The 23,784-nt window shown below is 35.3% G+C and carries 23 protein-coding genes; 12 read left to right on the forward strand and 11 right to left on the reverse strand.

Features of this window, described 5'->3' with window-relative positions; translation table 11 throughout:
* Positions 1-26: 26 nt before the first annotated feature.
* The 3 genes from holA to ettA are packed head-to-tail and all read left to right on the forward strand — an operon-like array spanning position 27 to position 3,000.
* Entirely contained in the window at positions 27-1,031 is a 1,005-nt protein-coding gene (gene holA / locus K1I41_RS10010) for a DNA polymerase III subunit delta (protein ID WP_220640216.1), read from the forward strand.
* Between the two features lie 52 nt (positions 1,032-1,083).
* Entirely contained in the window at positions 1,084-1,263 is a 180-nt protein-coding gene (locus K1I41_RS10015; protein WP_220640217.1) for a CAL67264 family membrane protein, read from the forward strand.
* Between the two features lie 45 nt (positions 1,264-1,308).
* Entirely contained in the window at positions 1,309-3,000 is a 1,692-nt protein-coding gene (gene ettA, locus K1I41_RS10020) for an energy-dependent translational throttle protein EttA (RefSeq protein ID WP_220640218.1), read from the forward strand.
* Between the two features lie 70 nt (positions 3,001-3,070).
* Here ettA and K1I41_RS10025 read toward each other — a convergent pair whose 3' ends face one another.
* The 5 genes from K1I41_RS10025 to acs form a co-directional block, all read right to left on the reverse strand.
* On the reverse strand, positions 3,071-3,571 hold the full coding sequence (locus tag K1I41_RS10025; protein ID WP_220640219.1) for a porin family protein: 501 nt from the start codon (positions 3,569-3,571) through the stop codon (positions 3,071-3,073).
* 98 nt (positions 3,572-3,669) lie between these two features.
* A complete protein-coding gene (locus K1I41_RS10030; protein WP_220640220.1) occupies positions 3,670-4,470 on the reverse strand; it encodes a hypothetical protein in 801 nt (266 codons plus the stop codon).
* Between the two features lie 32 nt (positions 4,471-4,502).
* Positions 4,503-5,348, reverse strand: coding sequence for a UDP-2,3-diacylglucosamine diphosphatase (locus tag K1I41_RS10035; RefSeq protein ID WP_220640221.1), 846 nt, complete (start codon positions 5,346-5,348; stop codon positions 4,503-4,505).
* 229 nt (positions 5,349-5,577) lie between these two features.
* The gene (locus tag K1I41_RS10040; RefSeq protein WP_220640222.1) at positions 5,578-6,027 is read right to left on the reverse strand and encodes a DinB family protein; all 450 of its coding nucleotides are present in this window, start codon (positions 6,025-6,027) and stop codon (positions 5,578-5,580) included.
* A 5-nt stretch (positions 6,028-6,032) separates the two neighbouring features.
* Positions 6,033-7,940 carry an acetate--CoA ligase gene (acs, locus tag K1I41_RS10045; RefSeq protein WP_220640223.1) on the reverse strand — a complete coding sequence of 636 codons (1,908 nt, stop codon included), beginning with the start codon at positions 7,938-7,940 and terminating at the stop codon, positions 6,033-6,035.
* Positions 7,941-8,192: 252 nt separating this feature from the next.
* On the opposite strand from acs, the gene K1I41_RS10050 reads away from it, so the two are divergent.
* The 3 genes from K1I41_RS10050 to K1I41_RS10060 are packed head-to-tail and all read left to right on the forward strand — an operon-like array spanning position 8,193 to position 11,870.
* Positions 8,193-10,067 carry a mechanosensitive ion channel family protein gene (locus K1I41_RS10050; RefSeq protein WP_220640224.1) on the forward strand — a complete coding sequence of 625 codons (1,875 nt, stop codon included), beginning with the start codon at positions 8,193-8,195 and terminating at the stop codon, positions 10,065-10,067.
* 29 nt (positions 10,068-10,096) lie between these two features.
* Positions 10,097-10,945: a mechanosensitive ion channel family protein gene (locus K1I41_RS10055; RefSeq protein ID WP_255566916.1), complete on the forward strand. Its 849-nt coding sequence runs from the start codon at positions 10,097-10,099 to the stop codon at positions 10,943-10,945.
* 4 nt (positions 10,946-10,949) lie between these two features.
* Positions 10,950-11,870 (forward strand): mechanosensitive ion channel family protein, encoded by a 921-nt coding sequence (locus K1I41_RS10060; RefSeq protein ID WP_220640225.1) that lies wholly within the window; start codon positions 10,950-10,952, stop codon positions 11,868-11,870.
* Here K1I41_RS10060 and K1I41_RS10065 read toward each other — a convergent pair.
* Positions 11,867-12,268 (reverse strand): excinuclease ABC subunit B, encoded by a 402-nt coding sequence (locus K1I41_RS10065; RefSeq protein WP_220640226.1) that lies wholly within the window; start codon positions 12,266-12,268, stop codon positions 11,867-11,869. The genes K1I41_RS10060 and K1I41_RS10065 overlap by 4 nt on opposite strands.
* A gap of 153 nt (positions 12,269-12,421) precedes the next feature.
* Between K1I41_RS10065 and K1I41_RS10070 the strand changes: the two genes are divergently transcribed.
* Positions 12,422-12,841: a DUF1456 family protein gene (locus K1I41_RS10070; protein WP_220640227.1), complete on the forward strand. Its 420-nt coding sequence runs from the start codon at positions 12,422-12,424 to the stop codon at positions 12,839-12,841.
* A 255-nt stretch (positions 12,842-13,096) separates the two neighbouring features.
* On the opposite strand, the gene sucC is transcribed toward K1I41_RS10070, so the two are convergent.
* Positions 13,097-14,290: an ADP-forming succinate--CoA ligase subunit beta gene (sucC, locus tag K1I41_RS10075; protein WP_220640228.1), complete on the reverse strand. Its 1,194-nt coding sequence runs from the start codon at positions 14,288-14,290 to the stop codon at positions 13,097-13,099.
* Positions 14,291-14,652: 362 nt separating this feature from the next.
* Between sucC and lysA the strand changes: the two genes are divergently transcribed.
* Positions 14,653-15,879: a diaminopimelate decarboxylase gene (gene lysA, locus K1I41_RS10080; RefSeq protein ID WP_220640229.1), complete on the forward strand. Its 1,227-nt coding sequence runs from the start codon at positions 14,653-14,655 to the stop codon at positions 15,877-15,879.
* Between the two features lie 153 nt (positions 15,880-16,032).
* A complete protein-coding gene (locus K1I41_RS10085) occupies positions 16,033-17,451 on the forward strand; it encodes an alkaline phosphatase (protein WP_220640230.1) in 1,419 nt (472 codons plus the stop codon).
* Between the two features lie 74 nt (positions 17,452-17,525).
* Here K1I41_RS10085 and K1I41_RS10090 read toward each other — a convergent pair whose 3' ends face one another.
* Positions 17,526-18,464, reverse strand: coding sequence for an NAD(P)H-dependent flavin oxidoreductase (locus K1I41_RS10090; protein WP_220640231.1), 939 nt, complete (start codon positions 18,462-18,464; stop codon positions 17,526-17,528).
* Positions 18,465-18,483: 19 nt separating this feature from the next.
* A complete protein-coding gene (locus tag K1I41_RS10095) occupies positions 18,484-20,097 on the reverse strand; it encodes a S8 family serine peptidase (RefSeq protein ID WP_220640232.1) in 1,614 nt (537 codons plus the stop codon).
* A 250-nt stretch (positions 20,098-20,347) separates the two neighbouring features.
* Here K1I41_RS10095 and K1I41_RS10100 point away from each other — a divergent pair, with 250 nt between their 5' ends.
* The gene (locus K1I41_RS10100) at positions 20,348-21,199 is read left to right on the forward strand and encodes an EamA family transporter (RefSeq protein ID WP_220640233.1); all 852 of its coding nucleotides are present in this window, start codon (positions 20,348-20,350) and stop codon (positions 21,197-21,199) included.
* Between the two features lie 4 nt (positions 21,200-21,203).
* On the opposite strand, the gene K1I41_RS10105 is transcribed toward K1I41_RS10100, so the two are convergent.
* A complete protein-coding gene (locus K1I41_RS10105; protein WP_374106916.1) occupies positions 21,204-21,707 on the reverse strand; it encodes a DUF1684 domain-containing protein in 504 nt (167 codons plus the stop codon).
* On the reverse strand, positions 21,688-21,744 hold the full coding sequence (locus K1I41_RS12510) for a hypothetical protein (RefSeq protein ID WP_374106917.1): 57 nt from the start codon (positions 21,742-21,744) through the stop codon (positions 21,688-21,690). The genes K1I41_RS10105 and K1I41_RS12510 overlap by 20 nt, the downstream gene beginning before the upstream one ends.
* 349 nt (positions 21,745-22,093) lie before the next feature.
* Between K1I41_RS12510 and K1I41_RS10110 the strand changes: the two genes are divergently transcribed.
* Positions 22,094-23,311, forward strand: a complete 1,218-nt coding sequence (locus tag K1I41_RS10110; RefSeq protein ID WP_220640235.1) for an MFS transporter — start codon at positions 22,094-22,096, stop codon at positions 23,309-23,311.
* Between the two features lie 111 nt (positions 23,312-23,422).
* Positions 23,423-23,779 (forward strand): BlaI/MecI/CopY family transcriptional regulator, encoded by a 357-nt coding sequence (locus K1I41_RS10115; protein ID WP_220640236.1) that lies wholly within the window; start codon positions 23,423-23,425, stop codon positions 23,777-23,779.
* The last annotated feature ends 5 nt before the right edge of the window (positions 23,780-23,784 follow it).

Raw genomic sequence — 23,784 nt, forward strand, 5'->3', positions numbered from 1 at the left:
CAGAATCTGTAAATACGGTATATACATTGGACGAGGCTTTAAAAATAGTTAACGAAATTAAGGGAGGGGTAATAAAACCTATTTACTTTTTTATGGGCGAAGAACCTTATTATATTGATAAGTTAACGGAATATATTGAAAATAGTATTTTAACTGAAGACGAAAAAGGCTTTAACCAATCGGTATTGTACGGTAAAGATGTAACTATTGATGAAATTATTTCGAGTGCCCGACGTTACCCCATGATGGCAGAAAAACAGGTAGTAATTGTAAAAGAAGCCCAAGAACTTGCCCGTACTATAGATAAATTAGAAAAGTATGCCGAAAACCCGCAACCTACTACCGTACTGGTTTTTGCCTACAAATACAAATCGGTAAACAAACAAAAAAAGATAATAAAACTGCTTAATAAAGTAGGTGTAGTGTTTGAAAGTAAAAAGCTGTATGAAAACCAAGTAGGCGACTGGATTAAGCGAGTACTATCAGGTAAAAAATACAATATAGAGCCTAAAGCCATAGCTATGTTAGTGGAGTTTTTGGGGAACGATTTAAGCAAAATTAGTAATGAGCTGGATAAACTCACTATAATTTTGCCAGAGGGTAGTACCATAACGCCAAAAATTATTGAAGATAATATTGGTATTAGTAAAGATTATAATGTTTTTGAACTCCGTAAAGCAATAGGGGAGCGCAACCAATTGAAAGCGTATAAAATAGCCGATTACTTTTCGCAAAATGCAAAAGACAATCCGCTTGTACTAACTACAGGGCTAATATTTGGTTTTTTCTCGCAATTATTACAATATCATGGTCTTAAAGATAAAACGCCCGCTAATGCAGCTAAACTATTGCGTATTAATCCTTACTTTATAAAAGATTATGACGTAGCAATACGCAATTACCCTATGCGAAAAGTAAGTAGTATAGTAGCTACACTTAGGGATATAGATGTAAAAAGCAAGGGAGTAGGGGCTAATGCAGTGCCGCAAGGCGATTTACTGAAAGAGATGTTGGTAAAGATTTTTAATTAAACAATTAATCCCGATATTTGTTTTTCTAAACTTAATTCAGAAACACGTCATTATGGGAATGAACAAAAACTCCATCTTTGGGTGGGCTTCCTTTATACTTTTCCTCATCGGAACCGCTCTAGTACTACTCGGGGCACTTAAATATAAAGATTATACTATAGGTTTCTCTGTAGTAGGTGTAGGCTTCTTTGCCATATCTTGGGCATTTAATGCACTAAAAGGAAGAGTTTAGGTTGATTAATTCAATATTTACAAAATCAAATATATACCTATTTAAATGTCAGACGATAAGAAAGTAATATTTTCAATGTCCCGCGTTAGCAAAGCCTACCAAGGGAGTAATAAACAGGTTTTAAAAGATATCTATTTAAGTTTCTTTTATGGAGCTAAAATTGGTATTTTAGGGTTAAACGGTTCAGGTAAATCAACATTATTAAAAATTATAGCAGGCGTAGAAAAAAGCTACCAAGGCGATGTTGTTTTCTCTCCTGGTTATACTGTAGGTTATTTGGAGCAAGAGCCACAGCTTGACGAAAGTAAAACGGTTATGGAAATTGTTAAGGAAGGTGTTGCCGAAACGGTGGCACTGCTTGACGAATTCAATAAAATTAATGATAGTTTTGGATTACCTGAGGTGTATGAAGACGCCGAGAAGATGCAAAAGCTTATGGACAGGCAAGCAGAACTTCAGGATAAAATAGATGCATCCAACGCTTGGGAGCTTGATACTAAGCTGGAAATAGCTATGGATGCCCTACGTACGCCAGAGCCTGATACGCCAATTAACGTATTATCGGGTGGAGAGAAAAGACGTGTAGCGTTATGTAGATTGTTATTGCAACAGCCTGATGTACTGTTATTAGATGAGCCTACCAACCACCTTGATGCCGAGAGTGTATTATGGCTGGAGCAACATTTACAGCAATATAAAGGAACGGTTATAGCAGTAACGCACGACCGTTATTTTCTTGATAATGTTGCAGGGTGGATTTTAGAGTTGGATAGAGGAGAAGGGATACCTTGGAAAGGGAATTACTCTTCTTGGCTCGACCAGAAATCGAAACGTATGGAGCAGGAAGAGAAAACAGCCTCTAAACGCCGTAAAACACTAGAGCGTGAGCTGGACTGGGTACGACAAGGTGCAAAAGGACGCCAGACGAAACAAAAAGCGCGTTTACAAAACTACGATAAACTGTTGAACGAAGACCAAAAGCAGCTTGACGAAAAGCTAGAAATATACATCCCGAACGGACCCCGATTGGGTACTAATGTTATTGAAGCAAAGGGTGTTGCTAAGGCTTTTGGCGATAAACTGTTGTACGAAGATTTAAACTTTACCCTGCCACAAGCAGGTATAGTAGGAATTATTGGTCCTAACGGTGCAGGTAAAACTACTATTTTTAGAATGATTATGGGTGAGGAAACTCCCGATAAAGGGGAATTTACAGTAGGGGAGACGGCTAAAATTGCTTATGTAGACCAGTCACACTCCAATATTGATCCTGAAAAAACCATTTGGGAAAACTTTTGCGACGGGCAGGAACTTATTATGATGGGAGGAAGGCAAGTAAACTCTCGTGCTTACCTTAGCCGTTTTAACTTTAGTGGTAGTGAGCAAAACAAAAAAGTAGCCGCACTTTCGGGTGGAGAACGCAACCGATTACATCTTGCGATAACACTTAAGGAAGAAGGTAACGTATTGCTGCTGGATGAGCCTACTAACGACCTTGATGTAAATACTTTGCGAGCTTTAGAGGAAGGTTTGGATAACTTTGCAGGCTGTGGTGTAATAATATCGCACGATAGATGGTTTTTAGATAGAGTATGTACGCATATACTAGCGTTTGAGGGGAATTCCGAAGTATATTTCTTTGAAGGTAGTTTCTCTGAATATGAGGAGAACAGAAGAAAGCGTTTGGGAGGCGATATAGCACCTAAACGTATTAAGTATAAAAAATTAATCAGATAATTTTCTGTTGTTTATACTGCAATAAAAAAAGCGGCTAATTTAGCCGCTTTTTTATGTAAAGATGTATTATTTAGAATCTGTAACGAATACCTAGCGCAATATCTGGTCCGAAATCATCTTCTCTAAAATCATCACCAAAATATAATTCTGGTCGTATATCCAACGATAACTGTATTGGTATATCAAAATTATACTCTATACCAAGATTACCAGCAGCAAAAAAGAATGTACCACTGTCGTTATCGTCATCAAAACCATCAGGAATCCTACCATCGTCAAACTCCCAACTTCCTAATCCACCACCAACACCAGCATACCAGTTAAAACCACCATCTATATTCCATACCCATTGGTACAACGCAGCAAGTTTAATTGCATCATAATTTTTAGAGTCACGCCATCCCAAGTCAAACTCTAATCTATTATCAGAGCTAATGTAACGTTGGTACGACACCTCTCCACCAAAACCGTCGTTATCTCCAAGACGTAAACCCAATGCGTTTTTTTCCTGTGCTTGCGCACTAATCGATAAACCCACTAGCATAATAGCGGCTAGAAATACTTTTTTCATAATAATTAGTTTAATAGTTTTATTAGTACAAAAGTATGGCGCTAGTTTTTGTAAGAAAATATACTGTTAAAATCTTAACACTTATAATTCTGTTAAAATTACTCTGCTGTATAATTTATAAGTACTTCTTGTTGCTGTATTGCTACCGATTCTGGAATTGGTATTTCTATAGGGTATTGTGATAAATCGGCCAATTCGTAACCTAAATCTGTAATCACGTGTACAACACCTATATTTTCAGCATAATATTGCATAGATACTACAACGTCCTGCTGTGGCATAATGGTTACTGGTATGGTGGTACCTAAAAATTCAACTTCTACTACAGCATTAAGGCTCAGTTTAATTTCTATAGGTTTTACATTGGCATAAGTAGCTACATCAGTGGTGTAAGTAGCTAGGTCTGCTTTTGCAACCGAAGTTAAACCGTATTGGAATACAACGTTGTATCCTTCAATTTCTTCTTGAAAACTACCTGTTAATGAGCCTAAAGTCTCATTATTGGTTGCATTTTCTTTAAATATAACAAAATCATTAACCTCTATAGCAAAAGGAAGCTCTTCGGCAAAATTAATTGCTGCAGCTCCTGTAAGCAAAAGTTGGTCGTCAGATTTTCTTACTCCATTATTAGCTAATGAGTTGGAATAAAATCCAAGAGCAAGGTTTTCGGTTTTAAATTTTTTATAGGTAGTACCGTTAATAACAGTATCATTTGCTATGTACAAATAATCAGTACCATTACCACCTTCGGGAGTATTTGTTGTAACATCATACGTCCAATTATTACCATCAGTAAGGGGTAAAAAATCAGTTAAAGAGGCTGTAGGTTCGCTAGAATCATCGCTAGAACACGATACGATGAATAGGCTTAGCCCAAAAAGTAAAATTTTATTTCTCATTTTTAAGTTAAATTAGTTTGTGGCTAATATAACTAATTTTTGAGCGTTTTTATATTTTCGTTTAAAAGTAAAGAAGTAATTAACTGACTTTCAATACTAAGTTCTTTATCGATATTAACATCTTCCTTCTCAACTACTTCACTAGAATGTTGGTACATTTTCCAACGTTTTTTGTTATATTCCAATGCTGTAAGGTTTTCTATCCAATCGCCTGAGTTTAAATACGTAACACTACCTTTTTTACTTGTAATAGTTTCTATTTTGGGTTCATGTATATGACCACAAACAACAAAATCGTAATTATTTTCAATAGCTAGTTCTGCAGCTGTAGACTCAAAATCTGAAATGAATTTAACTGCTTTTTTTACACTCGATTTTATCTTTTTGGATAGTGAGTAGGGTTCTTTGCCCATTTTTACAAGCCCCCAGTTTACAAGCCTATTCAATAAAATGAGATAATCGTAACCAATACCGCCTAGTTTTGCAATCCATTTTGCGTGATTTACCGAACTATCAAAAACGTCGCCATGAAAAAACCATGCTTTTTTGCCATGTAAATTTAAAACAACCTTATCTACAATAGAAAAGTTACCCATAGATGTATCGCTAAATTTACGGAGCATTTCGTCGTGATTACCCGTTATGTAATAAACTTCAGTACCTTTAGCAGCAAAATCCAATAGCTTTTTTACAACTTTAAGATGCGATTTTGGAAAATATGATTTTCTGAATTGCCAAATATCTATAATGTCGCCGTTTAGTATAAGTGTTTTGGGTTTTATAGTAGATAAATAGGCCGAGAGTTCTTTAGCGTGGCATCCGTAAGTGCCTAAGTGTACGTCTGAAAGTACTACAAGGTCAACAACTCTTTTTTTCATAAGATGTTTTGTGCAAAATAAAATGGTTTATGTAAACTACAGTTTATATAATGATTATAAAAAAGTTGTATTTAATATGATTGTAATTTGAAATATAATTTACATTATGTAAAATAATAAATTTTAATAACTATGTTTTATCCCAAACAAAATGCACACTATAATTAGTGTGCATCTTTACTCTTTATATTTACATGCTGGTACTGTTTTTCTTACGATAACTAAATCCTTACAGGTTTAATCTTTTGTAAATAATATAGTCCGAACTTATGGGATTGCCTCCCTCTTTTTTATAATCAGCCATAATTTGCCCTCTATGATAAGTAGAATGATTAATTATATGAAACAAGATATCCTGTATTGAATTTTTATACTTTTTTCCTTCACTACTTGTATATGCTATAATATTACTTATGGAGTAATCGTCTATTATTTGTAGAGAAGATTTATAGTTCTCTTCATTCTGTACTATTAAAACCGTAGTTGGACGAATATCCCAAACACCAATAGCATTTGGTTTATTCATTATTCGCGCATTCCAAATTTGATGAGCATTTATTGTATGATTTAAAAGTACTATTGCCTTTTCTGATATAAATCTTTCCTCCAAAAACAGGTTTATAACTTTATTATTGTAATGATGTAAATATTCAAAAAGCTCTTGGAATAATGGTTTCATTATATTTACAGTTTTCCTATTTTAATTTCTTCAACAATTTCGGGGTTTAAAAGCGTACTGGTATCGCCAAAATTAGCAAAGTCACCTTCGGCTATTTTACGTAGTATACGACGCATTATTTTGCCCGAACGTGTTTTTGGGAGCCCAGAAACAAATTGTATTTTATCTAGTTTTGCAATGGGACCTATATGGCTCGAAATATGCTCATTAATTTCTCTACTCAGGTTATCCCTATCACGCCCCTCGCCTGTTTCTTTAAGGATTATAAAACCATATAAGGCGTTTCCTTTAACATCGTGCGGAAAACCAACAATTGCCGATTCTGCTACTGCTGGGTGCTCATCAATAGCATCTTCAATGGGTGCGGTACCTAAATTATGCCCCGATACTATTACTACATCATCCACGCGTCCTGTAATTCTGTAATAGCCTACTTCATCGCGCAATGCACCATCTCCAGTAAAATATTTACCTGGATAGGCACTAAAATACGTTTCTTTAAAACGCTCGTGGTCGCCCCAAATGGTTCGTGCCATACCTGGCCACGGGAATTTTATACAAAGGCTACCTACTACCTGGTTACCTTCTATCTCGTTGCGCTTATCGTCCATTAAAACAGGTTGTACTCCTGGTAAGGGTAACGTTGCATAGGTTGGTTTTGTTGGTGTTATAAATGGTAATGGTGATATCATAATACCTCCTGTTTCGGTTTGCCACCACGTATCTACAATAGGCGATTTTTTCTTGCCTACATGGTCGTTATACCAGTGCCAAGCCTCCTCGTTAATAGGCTCTCCTACAGAGCCGATTACTTTTAGTGTAGATAAATCATATTTGTTTACCCACTCCCAATTTTCTTTTGCCAATGCACGTATGGCTGTAGGTGCTGTGTAAAATTGGGTTACTTTGTGTTTGTCTATCACTTCCCAAAAACGACCAAAGTCTGGATACGATGGTATGCCCTCAAACAATACTGTTGTTGCTCCGTTTAACAATGGGCCGTATACAATATAGGAGTGCCCCGTAATCCAGCCAATATCGGCAGTACACCAATAAATGTCGTTTTCTTGGTAAGCAAATATATTTTTAAATGTGTATGCTGAATATACCATGTACCCTGCCGTTGTGTGTAGCATGCCTTTTGGCTTACCTGTAGAGCCTGATGTGTATAATATAAATAAAGGGTCTTCGGCATCCATAATTTCAGCAACATTATTTGCTAAAGCTTCATCTAGCAAGGGTTGTAGCCATTTATCACGACCTTCCTTCATGTTTATTTTACTGTTGGTTCTGTTCACAACCAATACGTTTTCTACAGTATCACATTTTTCTAAGGCTTCGTCAATAATGCCTTTTAAATCAATAGTTTTGTTGCCTCTAAAGCCACCATCGGCAGTAACAACCATTTTGCAACCACTATCGTTTATTCTGCTGGCAACAGCCGATGCCGAAAATCCTGCAAAAACTACTGAGTGTATTGCTCCTATTCTGGCACATGCTAATACTGTTACAGCAAGTTCGGGTATCATGGGCAGGTATATACATACCCTATCCCCTTTTTGTATGCCTTGGTTGCGCAATACATTTGCCATTTTGCAAACGCTATCGTACAACTGGTTATAAGTAATATGTTGTGCTTCTTCATCAGGGTTATTAGGCTCAAAAAGTATAGCGGTTTTATCGCCTCTTTTCGCCAAGTGCCTGTCAATACAGTTTTTAGTAATGTTAACCTTAGCATTTAAAAACCACTTAACTTGGGCTTCCTGCATATCAAATTCTACAACCTTATCCCATTTTTGGTACCAAGTAAAATTTTCATCAGCAATTTTATCCCAAAACTTTCTGGGCTCTCTTAACGATTTATTGTAATGTTTAAAATACTGCTCTAAACTGGCTACTTGATAATAACTCATTTTGGTTAAAGGTTTTTGATAGTTTTTATAATCGTAAATATATTAATGTTACAATATATATCCTATAGGTAGCTATAAATATAATACAGATTGTTTAATGGCTATTAATATTGGTAAGAACCATTATTATTGAAGTGCCTTACAGATAAATATATCTTAAAGGGCACAAAATACAATTTACTATTTCGTTACTTTTGCTTACCTTGTTGCTAATGTTATTTAGGCACTAGGTATATTCATAAACTTTATTACATGAAAAGCATTTTACGCTTACTTAAATTAATTATACTATTATTTACTACTAACTGTGTAGTTGCTCAAACAGATAGTACAGCTATTGATACTGTTACTGCCAATACTGTAGATATTAGCCAATACAAAGAAAAGCTTGTAATGTTAGAGCAGCAACGCATAGCTGATTCTATTAAAAAAGCAGGTTTAGAGGCGCAACTAAAGTCGTTGCAAAGTACCGATAATGTAAAAAAAGAAGAGTTACAACGACAACTTGATGAGCTTAATAGCAGAGAGCAACAGCGTATAGCTAGTAAAAAAGCAAAAATAGAGGCACTGCGCTCTACAGCAAAAGGTTATCCTGTTACAGGCTTTTTTAACGATACTTTATTTACCCTTTACAGTAAATTGGGTAGTTTTTCTGCCAAAGACAGGGCTAAAGCCATATCAGAACGTATAGCCGTATTAGGCGAGAGTTACAATTTTGTTGCCGACTCTATTGTGATAGTAGATGCAGAAACAACGGTTGACCTTATAAAGGGTGAAAGCATTATAATGAGTATTTGTGAAAACGATGCACTTTGGAATGATACAACCAAAGAAGTTTTAGCTTTAGATTATAAGCAGAAAATTAGCGATGCTGTGGTACACTACAAGCATGAAACTAGCTTTGTTACACTTGCTAAAGAAATTGGGCTTGCCGTACTTGTTTTAATAATATTACTTGTTATAATACGCTACTCCAATAAGTTATTTAAATGGACGGCTTTAAAGATAGAAGAACAAGAAGGAAAACGTATTACAGGTATTACCATAAAAAATTACAATTTATTTGATGCTAAGCGTCAAATACGTGTTTTACTCATCATTAATACACTAGTAAAATGGTTAGTAATACTTATACTTGTTTATATAGCGTTACCTATAGTTTTTGGTATTTTTCCTTGGACACAGCATTTTGCTGAGGCATTATTTAGCTACATCCTTACCCCTGTTAAAAAAATAGCCTTTGGCTTTTGGGATTATCTACCCAACCTAATTACAATTATTGTAATTGTATTTGTGTTTCGCTACGTACTAAAATTTGCACGCTTCCTTAAAAACGAAATAAAAGATGGTAGCTTACACATAAACGGTTTTTATAAAGACTGGGCAAACCCTACCTATCAAATTATACGCGTACTTATAATTGCTTTTATGATAGTGGTTATATTCCCTTACCTACCAGGTAGCGACTCCCCTATTTTTAAAGGTGTATCGGTATTTTTAGGTTTTTTATTCACCTTTGGCTCAATGGGGTCATTATCCAATGTTATAGCAGGTTTAGTACTTACTTACATGCGATTGTTTAAAATTAACGATCGGGTAAAAATTGGTGAAGTTGTGGGTGATGTTATCGAAAAATCGTTATTAGTTACCCGTGTACGGACAATTAAAAACGAAATTATATCCATACCCAACTCTACGGTAATGAGTAGCCATACTATAAACTATAGCAGCGACACGGTAGATAATAAAGGATTAATATTGTATACCACCGTTACATTGGGTTATGATGTACCTTGGAAAGATGTGCACGAAGCATTACTACAGGCAGCAGACAGAACAGCACTTTTATTAAAAGAGCCTAAGCCATTTGTTTTACAAACTAGCCTCGACGATTTTTATGTATCCTACCAAATAAATGCATATACTAAAGAAGCTAATAAACAAGCTGTTATATACTCTAACTTACACCAAAATATACAAGACTGTTGTAATGAGGCAGGTATAGAAATACTATCGCCACACTACAGAGCAGCCCGTGATGGCAATATGACAACGATACCTGCTAATTATTTGGATAAAGATTATAAAGCCCCGCCTTTTAATATTAATTTTGACAAAAAAGTATAACCTAAATAACGATTCGAATAAAATTATAAATGGAAGAGTTAAGCGATGAAATAGAAGAAAAACTAAATATTCAGGAATTTATGGATATTGTATTGCTATCTATTGGCGATACCAAAATTAAAATAAGCTCCATTATTTTTCTGATTATATTTTTGTTGTTTTCGGCAATGCTATTGCGCATTATTAAACGCAGTGTTTACAGAACAAACCGATTTGACGATGCCAAAAAATACTCTGTATACACCTTAGTAAAATACTTTTTACTCGTTATAATAATTGTATTGTCGTTACAAATATTAGGCTTCAACCTATCGGTACTCATGGCAGGTTCGGCAGCACTATTAGTAGGTTTAGGGCTTGGTATACAAAACTTGTTTAGCGATTATATATCGGGATTAATAATTCTTATAGATTCTTCGGTTAAGGTAGGCGATGTTATAGAGGTTAACGGTATAGTAGGTACAGTACAAAAAATAGATTTACGTACTACTACTATTTTAACCCGAGACGATAAATACATTATTTTACCCAATACCCAACTAACCCGCAACGAATTAATTAACTGGACACACAACGAACTTGCTTCGCGTTTTGAGGTAACCGTAGGCGTTGACTATTCATCTGATATTAAACTGGTAATGCGTTTATTACAGGAAGCCGTTTTGGAAGAAGAAAATATACTGGAAGTACCCGAACCGTTTGTCCGTTTTATTGATTTTGGAGAGTCTTCTTTAAATTTTTCGATACTATTTTGGGTAGAAGATGTTTTTAGAGTAGAAAATGCCAAAAGTGATTTGCGTATAAAAATATTTGAGAAATTTGCGCAACATAATGTTACCATACCGTTCCCACAACGAGTAATACACAATAAAGCATAATACCATGGAAGATAAAATTACAGAGTTATTATACGACCCCATAGTAGGTAAAATAGTTTTTCTTGCAATAGGAGTTGGAGTAATATGGTTTATTATAAAACTTATACAGCGTAATTTGTTTTCGCGTATAGAACAAAGTGATAATAGGTATAAAGCCCGAAAATTTGGAAGTTTTGTAGGGTATATACTTACTATTGTGCTAATAACTATAGTTTTTAGCGATAAATTAGGAGGTTTAACCGTAGCATTTGGTGTAGCAGGTGCGGGTATTGCTTTTGCACTACAGGAGGTAATAGCCTCTTTTGCGGGATGGCTTGCTATAATGTTTGGCGGTTTTTACAAAACGGGCGACAGAGTACAGCTAGGCGGTATGAAAGGCGACATTATGGATATTGGTGTATTGCGTACTACTTTAATGGAAACAGGGCAATGGGTAGATGGCGATTTGTATAATGGCAGGATTGTTTTGGTAGCTAATAGTTTTGTATTTAAAGAGCCTGTATTTAACTACTCGGGAGATTTTCCTTTTTTATGGGACGAATTAAAGCTGCCAATACAATATGGTAGTAATTATGATAAGGTTAATGAAATATTGCTAAAAGCAGGTAAAGAAGTAGCAGGGGCATTATCTGAAGAATCACACCAGAAATGGACAGCACTCCAGCGAAAATATATGCTTGAAGATGCCCAAACAGAACCAATGATATCGCTTGTTGCTAATGATAATTGGGTAGAGTTTACCTTACGCTATGTTGTAGACTACAAAAGGCGAAGAGCTACCAAAACAAAAATGTTTACTCATATTTTAAAAGAGGTAGATGCTACAAATGGCGAAGTTAAATTTGCATCAGCAACTTTCCAGTTGGTAGAGCCTTCTGATTTGAATGTTAATATTAAAAATAAAGAATTTACCCCTAAAAGTTAATTGTGTTGTGCCCTAAACAAAGCCAGTAACACATCAGGATCTATTAATCCACTAGGCGATTTTTTCATTTCAGCCAATACACTTCGCATAGCATAAGGGCTAAGCCCCATATTTATTCCCATTTCTCTAATGGCAATTTGCTCATTTATGTGTAATACACCGTCGGCATGCATTAACAATGCTAACCTATAAAACTGTAATATCCTTTGGTGCTCTGATTTTATAACAACTTTTTTGGCTTTATTATCAAAAAGCCCCTCAAAAACATCTTGCTCAATACTAAGCTGCGAGGCTACAATACTAAGCAGTTGGTACTCACGTTCGTTAACCTGCCCATCAATTTGTGCAAATGCAATCATTTCAGAGAGCAAGCTTAGTTTTTCTTCGTAAGTATTCATTCAATTATAGTATTTTTAGCTAATTTATTCTTTTATACCTTAAAAACAAAGTGGTTTTACGCTAATAATATTGGTTTTATACTTTTATATTACCTATTGTTATGTAATGCAGCTACACCGCAAATAATGGTTACCTTTGCAAAAATTAATACTATGAACAACAACGATATTTTTAAAAAATTACGGGTTGCGTTGCAACTTCGTGACGATCAGATAATAGAGATACTACAGTTGGTAGATTTTAGAATTTCTAAAGCGGAACTGGGTGCATTTTTTAGGAATGCTGATCACCCTAACTACATGGAATGTGGCGACCAAGTACTTCGTAATTTTTTAAATGGTTTAATTATTCATTTACGTGGTACAAAGGAAAATCCTAAAAATCCGCAAGAAGTTTTAGCTAAAAATAAAGCTACTGTACAACAGCAGAAAGGCAAACAGCAGCCAACAACTACTACACAAAAAACTGCAGTTGCTAAAAAAACAGCTCCAAAAAAGGGTTTTAATGCTAAAAAAGCTGTACCTGTTGTAGAAAAGGTAAAGTTTAATAACGGTAAAGATAGGAAATCGTAATAAAAATACTTAGTAATAGTAAAAGGAAGTAAGTTACTTTTTGTACACTGAAATCCATCAAACCAAATCTGCAATAAAAAGATTACTTTTCTTACAAAAATAAAAAAAATAAACAGTTTTTTATTATATTTGCAGTACCTATAAAAAAGATTCCCTGCCCCCAAGGATACTTTTAAATACATAAAAAAATCCTGAGTTATAATACTCAGGATTTTTTGTATATCTATTTCCTATATAAGAAATTGTAATGTCTAATTAGCTTAAAGCATTCTTAACTTGGTCTGCCGCTTCTTGGAATAAAGTAGCCGATAGTATAGGCATGCCAGAGTTATCAATAAGTTCCTTAGCTATTTCAGCATTGGTACCTTGTAGCCTAACAATAATTGGTACGTTAATAGAGTCGCCCATGTTTTTGTAAGCATCTACTACACCTTGTGCAACACGGTCACAACGTACAATACCACCAAATATATTAATAAGTATAGCTTTTACGTTAGGATCTTTTAATATAATACGGAAAGCTGTTTCTACACGTTTAGCATCTGCGGTACCACCTACGTCAAGGAAGTTAGCGGGCTCAAAACCTGCATATTTAATAAGGTCCATGGTTGCCATAGCAAGCCCTGCACCGTTTACCATACAACCTACAGTACCATCAAGGTCTACGTAATTAAGTCCAACTTCTTTCGCCTCAACCTCAATAGGATTTTCTTCGCGTATGTCACGCATTTCAGCATACTTCTTTTGTCTGTATAATGCATTATCATCCAAATCAACCTTAGCATCTACAGCTATTATTTTATTATCTGATGATTTTAATACGGGGTTAATCTCAAACATCGAAGCGTCGCTACCTATATATGCTTTGTAAAGTGCATCTACAAACTTTACCATTTCTTTAAATGCATTACCTGAAAGACCAAGATTAAAAGCAATTCTTCTTGCCTGGAAACCTTGTAAACCAACAGCTGGGTCTATCTCCTCAGTAAAAATAAGGTGGGGTGTACTTTCTGCTACTTCTTCTATATCCATACCACCTTCGGTAGAATACATAATCATGTTACGCCCTTTACTTCTGTCTAACAATACAGACATATAAAATTCAGAAGTTTCACTTTCTCCAGGATAGTACACATCTTCAGCAATAAGTACACTATGTACTTTTTTACCTGTAGGAGGCGTTTGTGGCGTAATTAGGTCCATGCCTATTATTTGCCCTGCAATCTCCTGTACTTGCTCAAGGTTTTTGGCAAGTTTAACCCCACCGCCTTTTCCGCGCCCACCGGCATGAATCTGTGCTTTAATAACGTGCCATCCCGTACCCGTTTCTTCTGTCAGTTGTTTAGCAGCCGTTACAGCTTCTTCTGGTGTGTTAGCAACAACACCGCGCTGTATACGTACTCCGTGGCTGGCAAGTATTTCTTTTCCTTGATATTCGTGTAAATTCATAGTTAATGCATTTATCTTATTAAAAGTGGAACAAAAATAGGAAAATACATCCAATGGCTGAAAGTATTTTTAAATTTTTTAGGGCAAAAAATATACTTTTAAAATGGGCTATTGGCACAACGTAACCCTATGTTATGTACAGAAACTATTATAATTGATGACTCAAATATGGAATGTACTTTGTTTAACCGCAATACTGTACATTGGCAGTATGCAAATAGCTCTCGCCCTACTTTATAAAATAACAAATTTAAACCTTAATTGTTTAAAATGTAACAATTTGTTATATTTTGTTATACTGGTATTGATTTATTGTTTCCGTAGCATTTTCGGAGTACTATTGCAGCGAAAAAATCAATGTAATGGAAACAAATCAGTTATTAGCCTTAACCGAACAATTTGGGAACCCTATTTATGTATATGATGCAACAAAAATACAATCGCAGTATCATAAACTCGAACAAGCTTTTAAAAATGTAAATAGCCTTCGTATAAACTATGCTGTAAAAGCATTAAGTAACCTATCAGTATTAAAGCTATTAAAACAATTAGGTTCGGGTTTAGATACCGTTTCTATACAAGAAGTTCAGTTGGGCTTAATGGCTGGTTACTCGCCTGAGAAAATTATTTACACCCCCAACGGAGTTTCTATGGAAGAAATTGAAGAAGTTGCTGCACTAGGGGTACAAATTAATATAGATAACCTCTCTATATTAGAGCAATTTGGTACAAAGCACCCCAAAACCCCTGTGTGTATACGCATAAACCCTCATGTTATGGCGGGTGGTAATAGTAACATATCCGTAGGGCATATTGATAGTAAATTTGGTATCTCAATACACCAAATGCCACATTTACTCCGTATCGTATCCAACACAGGAATGCGCATTAATGGTATTCATATGCATACAGGATCGGACATATTGGATATTGAGGTATTTTTGTACGCTGCCGAAATACTATTTAATACTGCAATACAATTTAAAAATTTAGAATTTATTGATTTTGGTAGTGGCTTTAAAGTGCCCTATAAAGCGGATGATATAGAAACAGATATTGAGGAATTGGGTAAAAAACTAACCAAACGATTCAATAACTTTTGTACGGAATATGGTAGTGAATTAACCTTATGTTTTGAGCCTGGTAAATTTTTAGTAAGCCAATCGGGCTATTTTTTAGCTAAGGTAAATGTAGTAAAACAGACTACCTCTACGGTGTTTGCGGGAGTTGATAGTGGTTTCAACCACTTAATACGCCCAATGTTATACAACTCATACCATCATATCCAAAATATAAGCAATCCCAACGGTAAAGAACGCTTTTACAGCGTAGTAGGCTATATTTGTGAAACTGATACTTTTGCAGGAAACAGAAGAATTACCGAAATTACAGAGGGCGATATACTATGCTTTTACAATGCGGGAGCCTACTGTTTTTCTATGGCTAGCAATTACAATTCTCGTACACGTCCTGCCGAAGTATTGTGGTACGAAAATCAGGGGTATTTAATTCGTGAAAGTGAAACGTTTGATGATATTGTACGTAAACAAATAGTAATGGATTTTGACGTTCTTAACGCTGCGGTTTAGTTGTAAAAACAGTATTTATTCTTAACATTATACCTGCTTTTTGTAGCTTGTAAATTTTCTAATCGAGCTAAAATCCGTAACCAACACATAACATTTAGTAATAATTGTGTATTGGCAGAGTTTACTATATTTGGCAGATAATGAATATACGTAATGGATAGAAGAAAGTTTTTCAGAAATGGTTCGCTCGCAGCAATAGGCTCCACCGTACTTAACCCCTTTAAAATAGATGTTGAAAGCATTGGCTTTGATGGTATTGGTAAGAACAAAAAAGCTAAGAACATTATATTTTTAGTGACTGATGGTATGAGTTCTGGCACATTAAATATGGCTGATTTATACCTAAACAGAAAAATGGGCAGAAGCTCCAACTGGATACAACTTTATAAAGACCAACGTGTAGCACGTGCCTTAATGGATACTGCATCGGCAAACTCTATAGTAACCGATTCGGCAGCAGGATGCTCTGCATGGGGTGCTGGTTTCAGGGTAAACAATGGCTCTCTTAATGTGGGACCTAACGGAGAACAATACTTACCTATATTACAGAAATTTAAAGCTGCGGGTAAAAAAGTAGGCTGCATTACTACAGTACCCATTACGCATGCTACACCAGCAGGTTTTTGTATTAATAGCGATAGTCGTAACTCACAACCTCAAATAGCCGAAGATTACCTAAAAATAGGCTTTGATATTATGATGGGTGGTGGCGATAAATATTTTAATCCTGAAAAAAGAGATGATAATAAAGACCTTTACACCGCCTACAAAAATAAAGGGTGGCAAATAGCCCGTACTACAAAAGAAATGATGCAAACAACCAATAACAAACCTATATTGGGTGTTTTTGGCGAAGATGCAATGCCATATAGTATAGACAGACGTAGTAGTGATAAATTAACGAGTACTACCCCTACCCTTGCCGAAATGACCAATAAAGCTATTAACCATATGAAAGATGGTGAGAAAGGATTTGTACTGCAAGTAGAGGCTGGTAAAGTAGATTGGGGTGCACACTCTAACGATATTGGAGCATTATTATATGACCAAGTGGCTTTTGACGATGCTATAAAAGTAGCCATTGATTTCGCCGAAGAAGATGGCGAAACTTTAGTTATAATAACTACTGACCATGGTAATGCCAACCCAGGTATAATATACGGTAAAGAGGCTAACGATAATTTTGATAGTCTACAAAAATATACGCAAACTAACGAGTGGGTACTTAACCAAATAGAGCCTACATCGAGTGTGGCACGTGTACGCGAAATTGTAGAGCACAGTAATGCAACAGCAATTACAGAAGAAGAGGCAAAAACAATTTTAAGTTATTATACAGGTACATTTGGCAAACAGGGCGGATTATACAATTACAAAAAAGTACCTTTTGAAACCTATGCACAAATCCAGAAAAAATACAACTCTGTAGGGTGGATTAGCATGAACCACTCGGGCGATTTTGTAGAATTGGCTATGTTTGGACCAGGTAGCGATTTATTAAAACCATTTGTAAAAAATACCGATTTACACTACTTGATGCTAGAAGCTGCAGAGGTAGAAAACAAATTCTAACAATTATTATATTTAATATTAAAAAAGATGCCCATAAAATGGGCATCTTTTTATATACTGCAAAATTCCTGTTTTTATAAGCTAGCAGCCTCTTGCTTAGCCTGTTCAAAATCAGTGACAATTTCTTCTAATATTTCAGCAGCAGGTTTTATTTCATGAATAAGTCCTGCTATTTGTCCTATTTCAAGTTCTCCCTCTTCAAGGTCGCCTTCAAACATACCTTTTTTAGCACGCGCACGCCCCAAAAGCGTTTTAAGGTCATCAACAGTTGGTGCTTTTGTATAGAGCTCCATTACATCATTAAAAAACTTATTTTTAATAAGCCGTACAGGTGCAAGCTCTTTTAAAGTTACTTGCGTATCGCCATCTTTAGCATCAACAATTGCTTTTTTAAAATTATCATGCGATGAAGATTCTACCGAAGCAGCAAAACGGCTACCTATTTGTACGCCATCAGCCCCTAATACCATAGCAGCAAGCATGCCTCGCCCTGTTGCAATACCGCCAGCAGCAATAAGGGGTATTTGTAATTGCTCTTTAACCATAGGAATAAGGGTAAACGTAGTAGTTTCCTCTCTGCCGTTATGCCCACCAGCTTCAAAACCTTCGGCAACAACAGCATCAACTCCAGCATCTTGCGATTTTAAAGCAAACTTTACGCTACTCACTACATGCACTACGGTAATACCATGTTCTTTTAAAAAAGGTGTCCATGTTTTTGGGTTGCCTGCCGATGTAAATACAATTTTAACGCCTTCTTTTACTATAATATCCATAATTTCCTCGATATTAGGATATAGCATGGGTACATTTACGCCAAAAGGCTTATTGGTAGCTTTTTTACATTTTTGTATATGCTCGCGCAACACATCAGGATACATGGAGCCTGCCCCTATTAATCCTAAACCTCCAGCATTACTAACGGCACTAGCTAATTTATAACCACTAGCCCATATCATTCCTGCTTGTATTATTGGGTATTCTATTCCAAAAAGTTGTGTAATTCTATTCATGTAAGTAGTATGCGTGTTGTTAGTTTTTTATAAGTTTTCCTAATTGTATTTTTCCGTTTACATTCAATTGGTAGCTGTACAATCCTGATGCTAATGTAGTTAACGATACGGATAGCTTATTGCCCGATAATTCGTCTTGTAAAACAAGTTGCCCTATAGTGTTGTATATGTAAAGCTTGCCTACTTGCCCATTGGGTAATGGTGTAATGTTTATAGTATTACTTGTAGGGTTAGGGTATAATTTAAATTGAATGTTATCATTATTTATAATGGTTGATGCTGTAGCTAAGGCTAAAGCAAAGTTAGGAATACCGTAGCCATATTGGTTATCAGGATTATCATAACGATCTGAGGCTTGTTTAATAAGTGCAACAATTTCAGCATTGGTCATATCAGGTAAGGCTTGCCATAAACAAGCTACTATACCTGATAATACAGGTGCCGAAAGTGAAGTACCTGATACGGGTATAATTTCCCCTTCGGTGTTCGATGCTATTGTGGCTACTCCACGCGCCATTACATCTGGTTTTATACGTCCGTCGCTTGTTGGTCCTATAGAACTAAATGGACTTCTGGTTTCCTCTGCATTTACAGCTCCTACTGCTAATGTTGTACTAGCATCGGCAGGTACACCAATATTTGGGTTTTCTGAATTTCCTGAGTTCCCTGCCGATGTAACGCATATCATCCCGCGTGAAAACGCAATTTCGGCACCACGCGATATAAATGCAGTTTGTCCGTCAATATCCTCGTAAGTATAGTTATAATTGGGATTATCGTAATCAAAATATCCTAGAGAGGTATTAATAATATCTACACCTAAGCTATCAGCATATTCGGCAGCTTCTACCCAATACGATTCTTCTACAGGGTTTTCACTTTCGGCATCTTCAGTTCTAAACAAATAATAAAAAGCATCGGGTGCTGTACCTACCAATTCGCCCTCGGCATAGCCTCCGATGGTAGAAAGAATTATTGTACCATGCGAATCGGCTGTATAGGCATTTTCAGTGTCTTCTATAAAATCGTAAGTGCCTAATATAAGGTTATTATTAAATAACCGCTGAAAGGGTGCTGCAGTATCAACTCCAGGATAACCAGCATCCAGTACGGCAATGGTTATTCCTGCACCTGTATAACCCTGCTGATGTAAATCTTCACCGCTTAGCATTGTTATTTGGTTAGACGATATACCGTAATCAAAATCTACTTCTGTTTGTAAAAACTTGTTAGTAACAGTAGTTTGTTGCTGCTGTACTCCCCTACCCGATGTGTTGAGCAATTTATTAGCAAATTCAACACCCAATACAAATTCCAAATCACTCAAGGCACTTATGTCCTCCTGAGTACCGCGTATGTGTAGCGCATTCATCCATTTGGATTTTGCCATAACTGTTATACCGTCAGCATTGGTTATTGCATCAATATAATCTTGGTGTACAGGCACATCAAGCTCATCAAGTTCAATACCCTGATTGGTACGCCTGTCTAACGCTTTTTGAGATAGCATTTCTAACGGGTTATCCAAGTAAAATTCGGTATCTGGTTTATCGTTAAAATAAACCCAAGCATCCTCTTGCGCCAGTATTGTACCCGATGCTAACAGCAATACAGCCAGTATAAATTTTTTCATAGTTATGCAATTTTGTCAGATTTTAAGTGTCTGAAAACTTATAGCTTATAAATTGTTGCGATTCAATAAAATAATTTTAAATTTACTTTTAGATTTTTAATCGTATTTTAAAGCTGAAATTCTAAAGCAATTTTATAATTGATGTGTATAACAAAAATAAAGCCGTTATCAAAGATACAAAAAAGATGCAACCGTGTAATTGTTGCTTATGTACCAAAACATGTTATTTTTGCCCGATAATTTCTAACTGATGATATACCTGATTTTAAGTATACTATGTAGTGTTACTGTAGGAGTAATTTTTAAAATTGTACGAAAGTACTCTGTTGCCGTAATGCAAATTGTTATGTGGAATTATGTATTTGCATTGTTGCTGTGCTACTTTATATATAAGCCCGAGCCTTTAAAGTTAGATACTAACGCCCCTTGGGCAATATATATAGCATTGGGTATTTTAATGCCTACTATATTTTTATTTTTAGCAGCCTCCATACGGCATATGGGTATTGTAAAAACAGATGCAGCCCAACGATTATCGTTAATTATACCCATATTAGCAGCTTATTTTATTTTTAAGGAGCATTTTAATTTTTTTAAAGTTATAGGTGTTATTATTGCTTTTCCTGCTATTGTATTAATATTGAGTAAACCCAATAGCCAAAAAAGTAAAAAATGGTTATTTCCTGCTGCGGTATTAGTAGGTTTTGGTATTGTAGATATTTTATTTAAACAAATAGCACTTTACACTACGGTATTGTACACCACATCGTTATTTGTTGTTTTTTGTGGTGCTTTTATTACAGCTACATTAATGGTTATAAACGATGCATTAACGTGTAAAACCAAATTAACTATTAAAAATGCATTGTTTGGAGCTTTAGTTGGTATTTTTAATTTTGGAAATATTCTTTTTTACTTAAAAGCCCACAAAGTATTTTCAGATAATCCTTCTACCGTTTTTGCGAGTATGAATATTGGCGTTATTGTTTTAGGGAGTATTACAGGTGTGCTACTTTTTAAAGAACGAATGTCTATACTCAACTACGCAGGTATATGCCTAGCATTAGCAGCAATTTTATTTATTACGCTATCTGTTTGGTAGGCAATTATTTTTTGTATGCTTTTACTCCTGCTTTTATGGCTACTTGTAAATCGTTTTGAGCAGGTGGTATTGGGCAAGAGTATTTATGATTATAGGTACAATATGGGTTGTATGCTGTATTAAAATCTATAATTATAGTATCGCCTTCTGGTATAGTAAGGTCTATATAACGTCCGCCAGCATAGCTTTCATCCCCAGAAGTAAGGTCGGTAAAGGGTAAGAAAAGACTATTTTTATACGCTTCCATTTTGGCAGCCATAGTATTTCTAAAAACATCCAACTTATATTCTTTGCCCGCTATGGTAAAGTATACTTCTCCATATTTTACGTATACGGGCTTTCTGTCAGTAGTAGTAGCCATTTCAAAAGGTTTTTCGTTTGGTGTACGTACCAGTTTCGCTGCTACGCAGAAATTCGTATCAATAGGATAGAAATCGAGTGATTTAAAATTTTCCCTGTCCTTTTTTGTTAAAGGCGATTCGTATGGATTAGCATATTGTGCATTTATCTCTTTCTGAAAAGTTATTGCATTGGCTTCGGTACACTCTTGGGCTATCGTAAAAAAAGAGTATAAAAGTAATGTTACTGCTAGTATGGATTTCATTATTGTTATTTTTTAAAAAATGTTAACTAAAACATACCAAAAGTAAGAATTTATAACTACTACTTAATAATTAACTTTTTAGTAGTTTTTTTTTATTGGTCTTAGTAAAATACTTATATATCTAGCCTTTAAAATTCAACATTATACGCAACATAATTTAAGCAGTATTATAAAAATAAATGTGGTTGCTTAATAAATGGTAATTTTGACAGTTTTTTATTATAATAACAATTAACACAAACCCCAACTACACTAAATTACTACCTTTACCATTAAACCATTTCTGTTGCATGTTTAAGCTTTTTCTTACTAGGTACATTAATAATTTTAGGGGTTTTAGCCGCGAAATTTGGATACTTACCATGATTACTTTTATTAATCGTGCAGGTACTATGGTGCTACCCTTTTTATCTAAATATTTAAAAGAAGATTTACATTTTTCGTATAACGATGTAGGTACAGTAATGATGTTTTTTGGTGCAGGTTCATTTTTAGGGTCTTGGCTGGGCGGAAAATTATCTGATAAAATAGGGTTTTATAAAATAATGGTTTTTAGCCTTTTTACTAGCGGACTGCTCTTTTTTACGCTCCAGTATGTTACCACCTTTTATGGTATGTGCCTGGCTATGTTTTGTATTATGACGATTGCCGATATGTTTCGCCCTGCCATGCTAGTATCGCTGGGAGCGTATGCAAAACCCGAAAACCGTACAAGAGCATTAGCATTAGTGCGGCTTGCCATTAACTTGGGCTTTGCGGCAGGACCTGCTATAGGCGGATTAATAATTATTGGTGTTGGTTATAATGGACTATTTTGGGCAGATGGTACCACGTGTATTGTTGCTATTTTGTTATTTGCAAGTTTGGTAAAAGAAAAGAAAAAAGAGCCTACTAAGGAGGAAGACGTTACCCCAACACTTAAAAAACACTCTGTATTTAATGATGGAGCCTTCTTACTCTTCCTATTTAATAGCTTTGCAGTAGCAGTTGTTTTCTTTCAGATGTTTAGTACCTTACCACTATACCATAAGGATGTATATGGGCTTACCGAATTTCATACAGGACTAATAATGTCGTTAAACGGAATTATTGTTTTTGCTTTAGAGATGCCTTTTGTGGGCTATTTTGAGCGTAAAAAAATATCCAGACTAAAAATAATATTCTGGGGGTCGTTATTACTAAGTATAAGCTTTTATATACTTGTTATTAATACTACTATGGGTATACTATTACTAGCCCTCATGTTTTTAACCTTTGGTGAGATGTTTTACTTCCCCTACTCCAATGCTTTTGCCATGAGTAGAGCACCCAAAGGACACGAAGGGCGCTATATGGCATTATACACCATGTCGTTTAGTGCTGCGCACATATTAAGTGCAAAAAGCGGTATGGCAATTATTTCGGCTTGGGGTTACAATGCTACTTGGGTTGCAATGGGTACTTTAGGTATGCTAGGTGTGTTGTGCCTATTTGTTGTAAGACGAATATTAATTAAAGAAAATAACTAAATTTTTTTGGGCATAGTACAATAATAAACTATCGTTTTAGTTATGTAACTATAAAAATAGTTTGTAAACTAAAAAAATAGTTATAGATTTGTATTATTAATAATAAGTACCATGCAAAAATTAACCAATAAGGAAGAAGAAATAATGCACATATTATGGAAGCTGGAAAAGGCTTTTGTAAAAGATGTACAAGCGGCTATTGTTACCGATAAACCACACTACAACACACTATCTACCATTATACGCAACCTAGAAGAAAAAGGTTATGTTGGGCATACCGCCTATGGTAATACCCACCAATACCACCCTATAATAACTAAAGAGGAATACCGTAAAGGGTTTATGAATAATGCTATAGAGCATTACTTTAATAACTCGTATAAAAGCATGATTTCTTTTTTTGCTAAGGAGGAAAAAATTAGTGCCGAAGAACTTCGTGAAATTTTAGATATGATCGAAAAAAAATAGTACGT

Origin of the sequence: Flavobacterium litorale (assembly GCF_019613795.1) — a bacterium.
Lineage (GTDB): Bacteria > Bacteroidota > Bacteroidia > Flavobacteriales > Flavobacteriaceae > Flavobacterium > Flavobacterium litorale.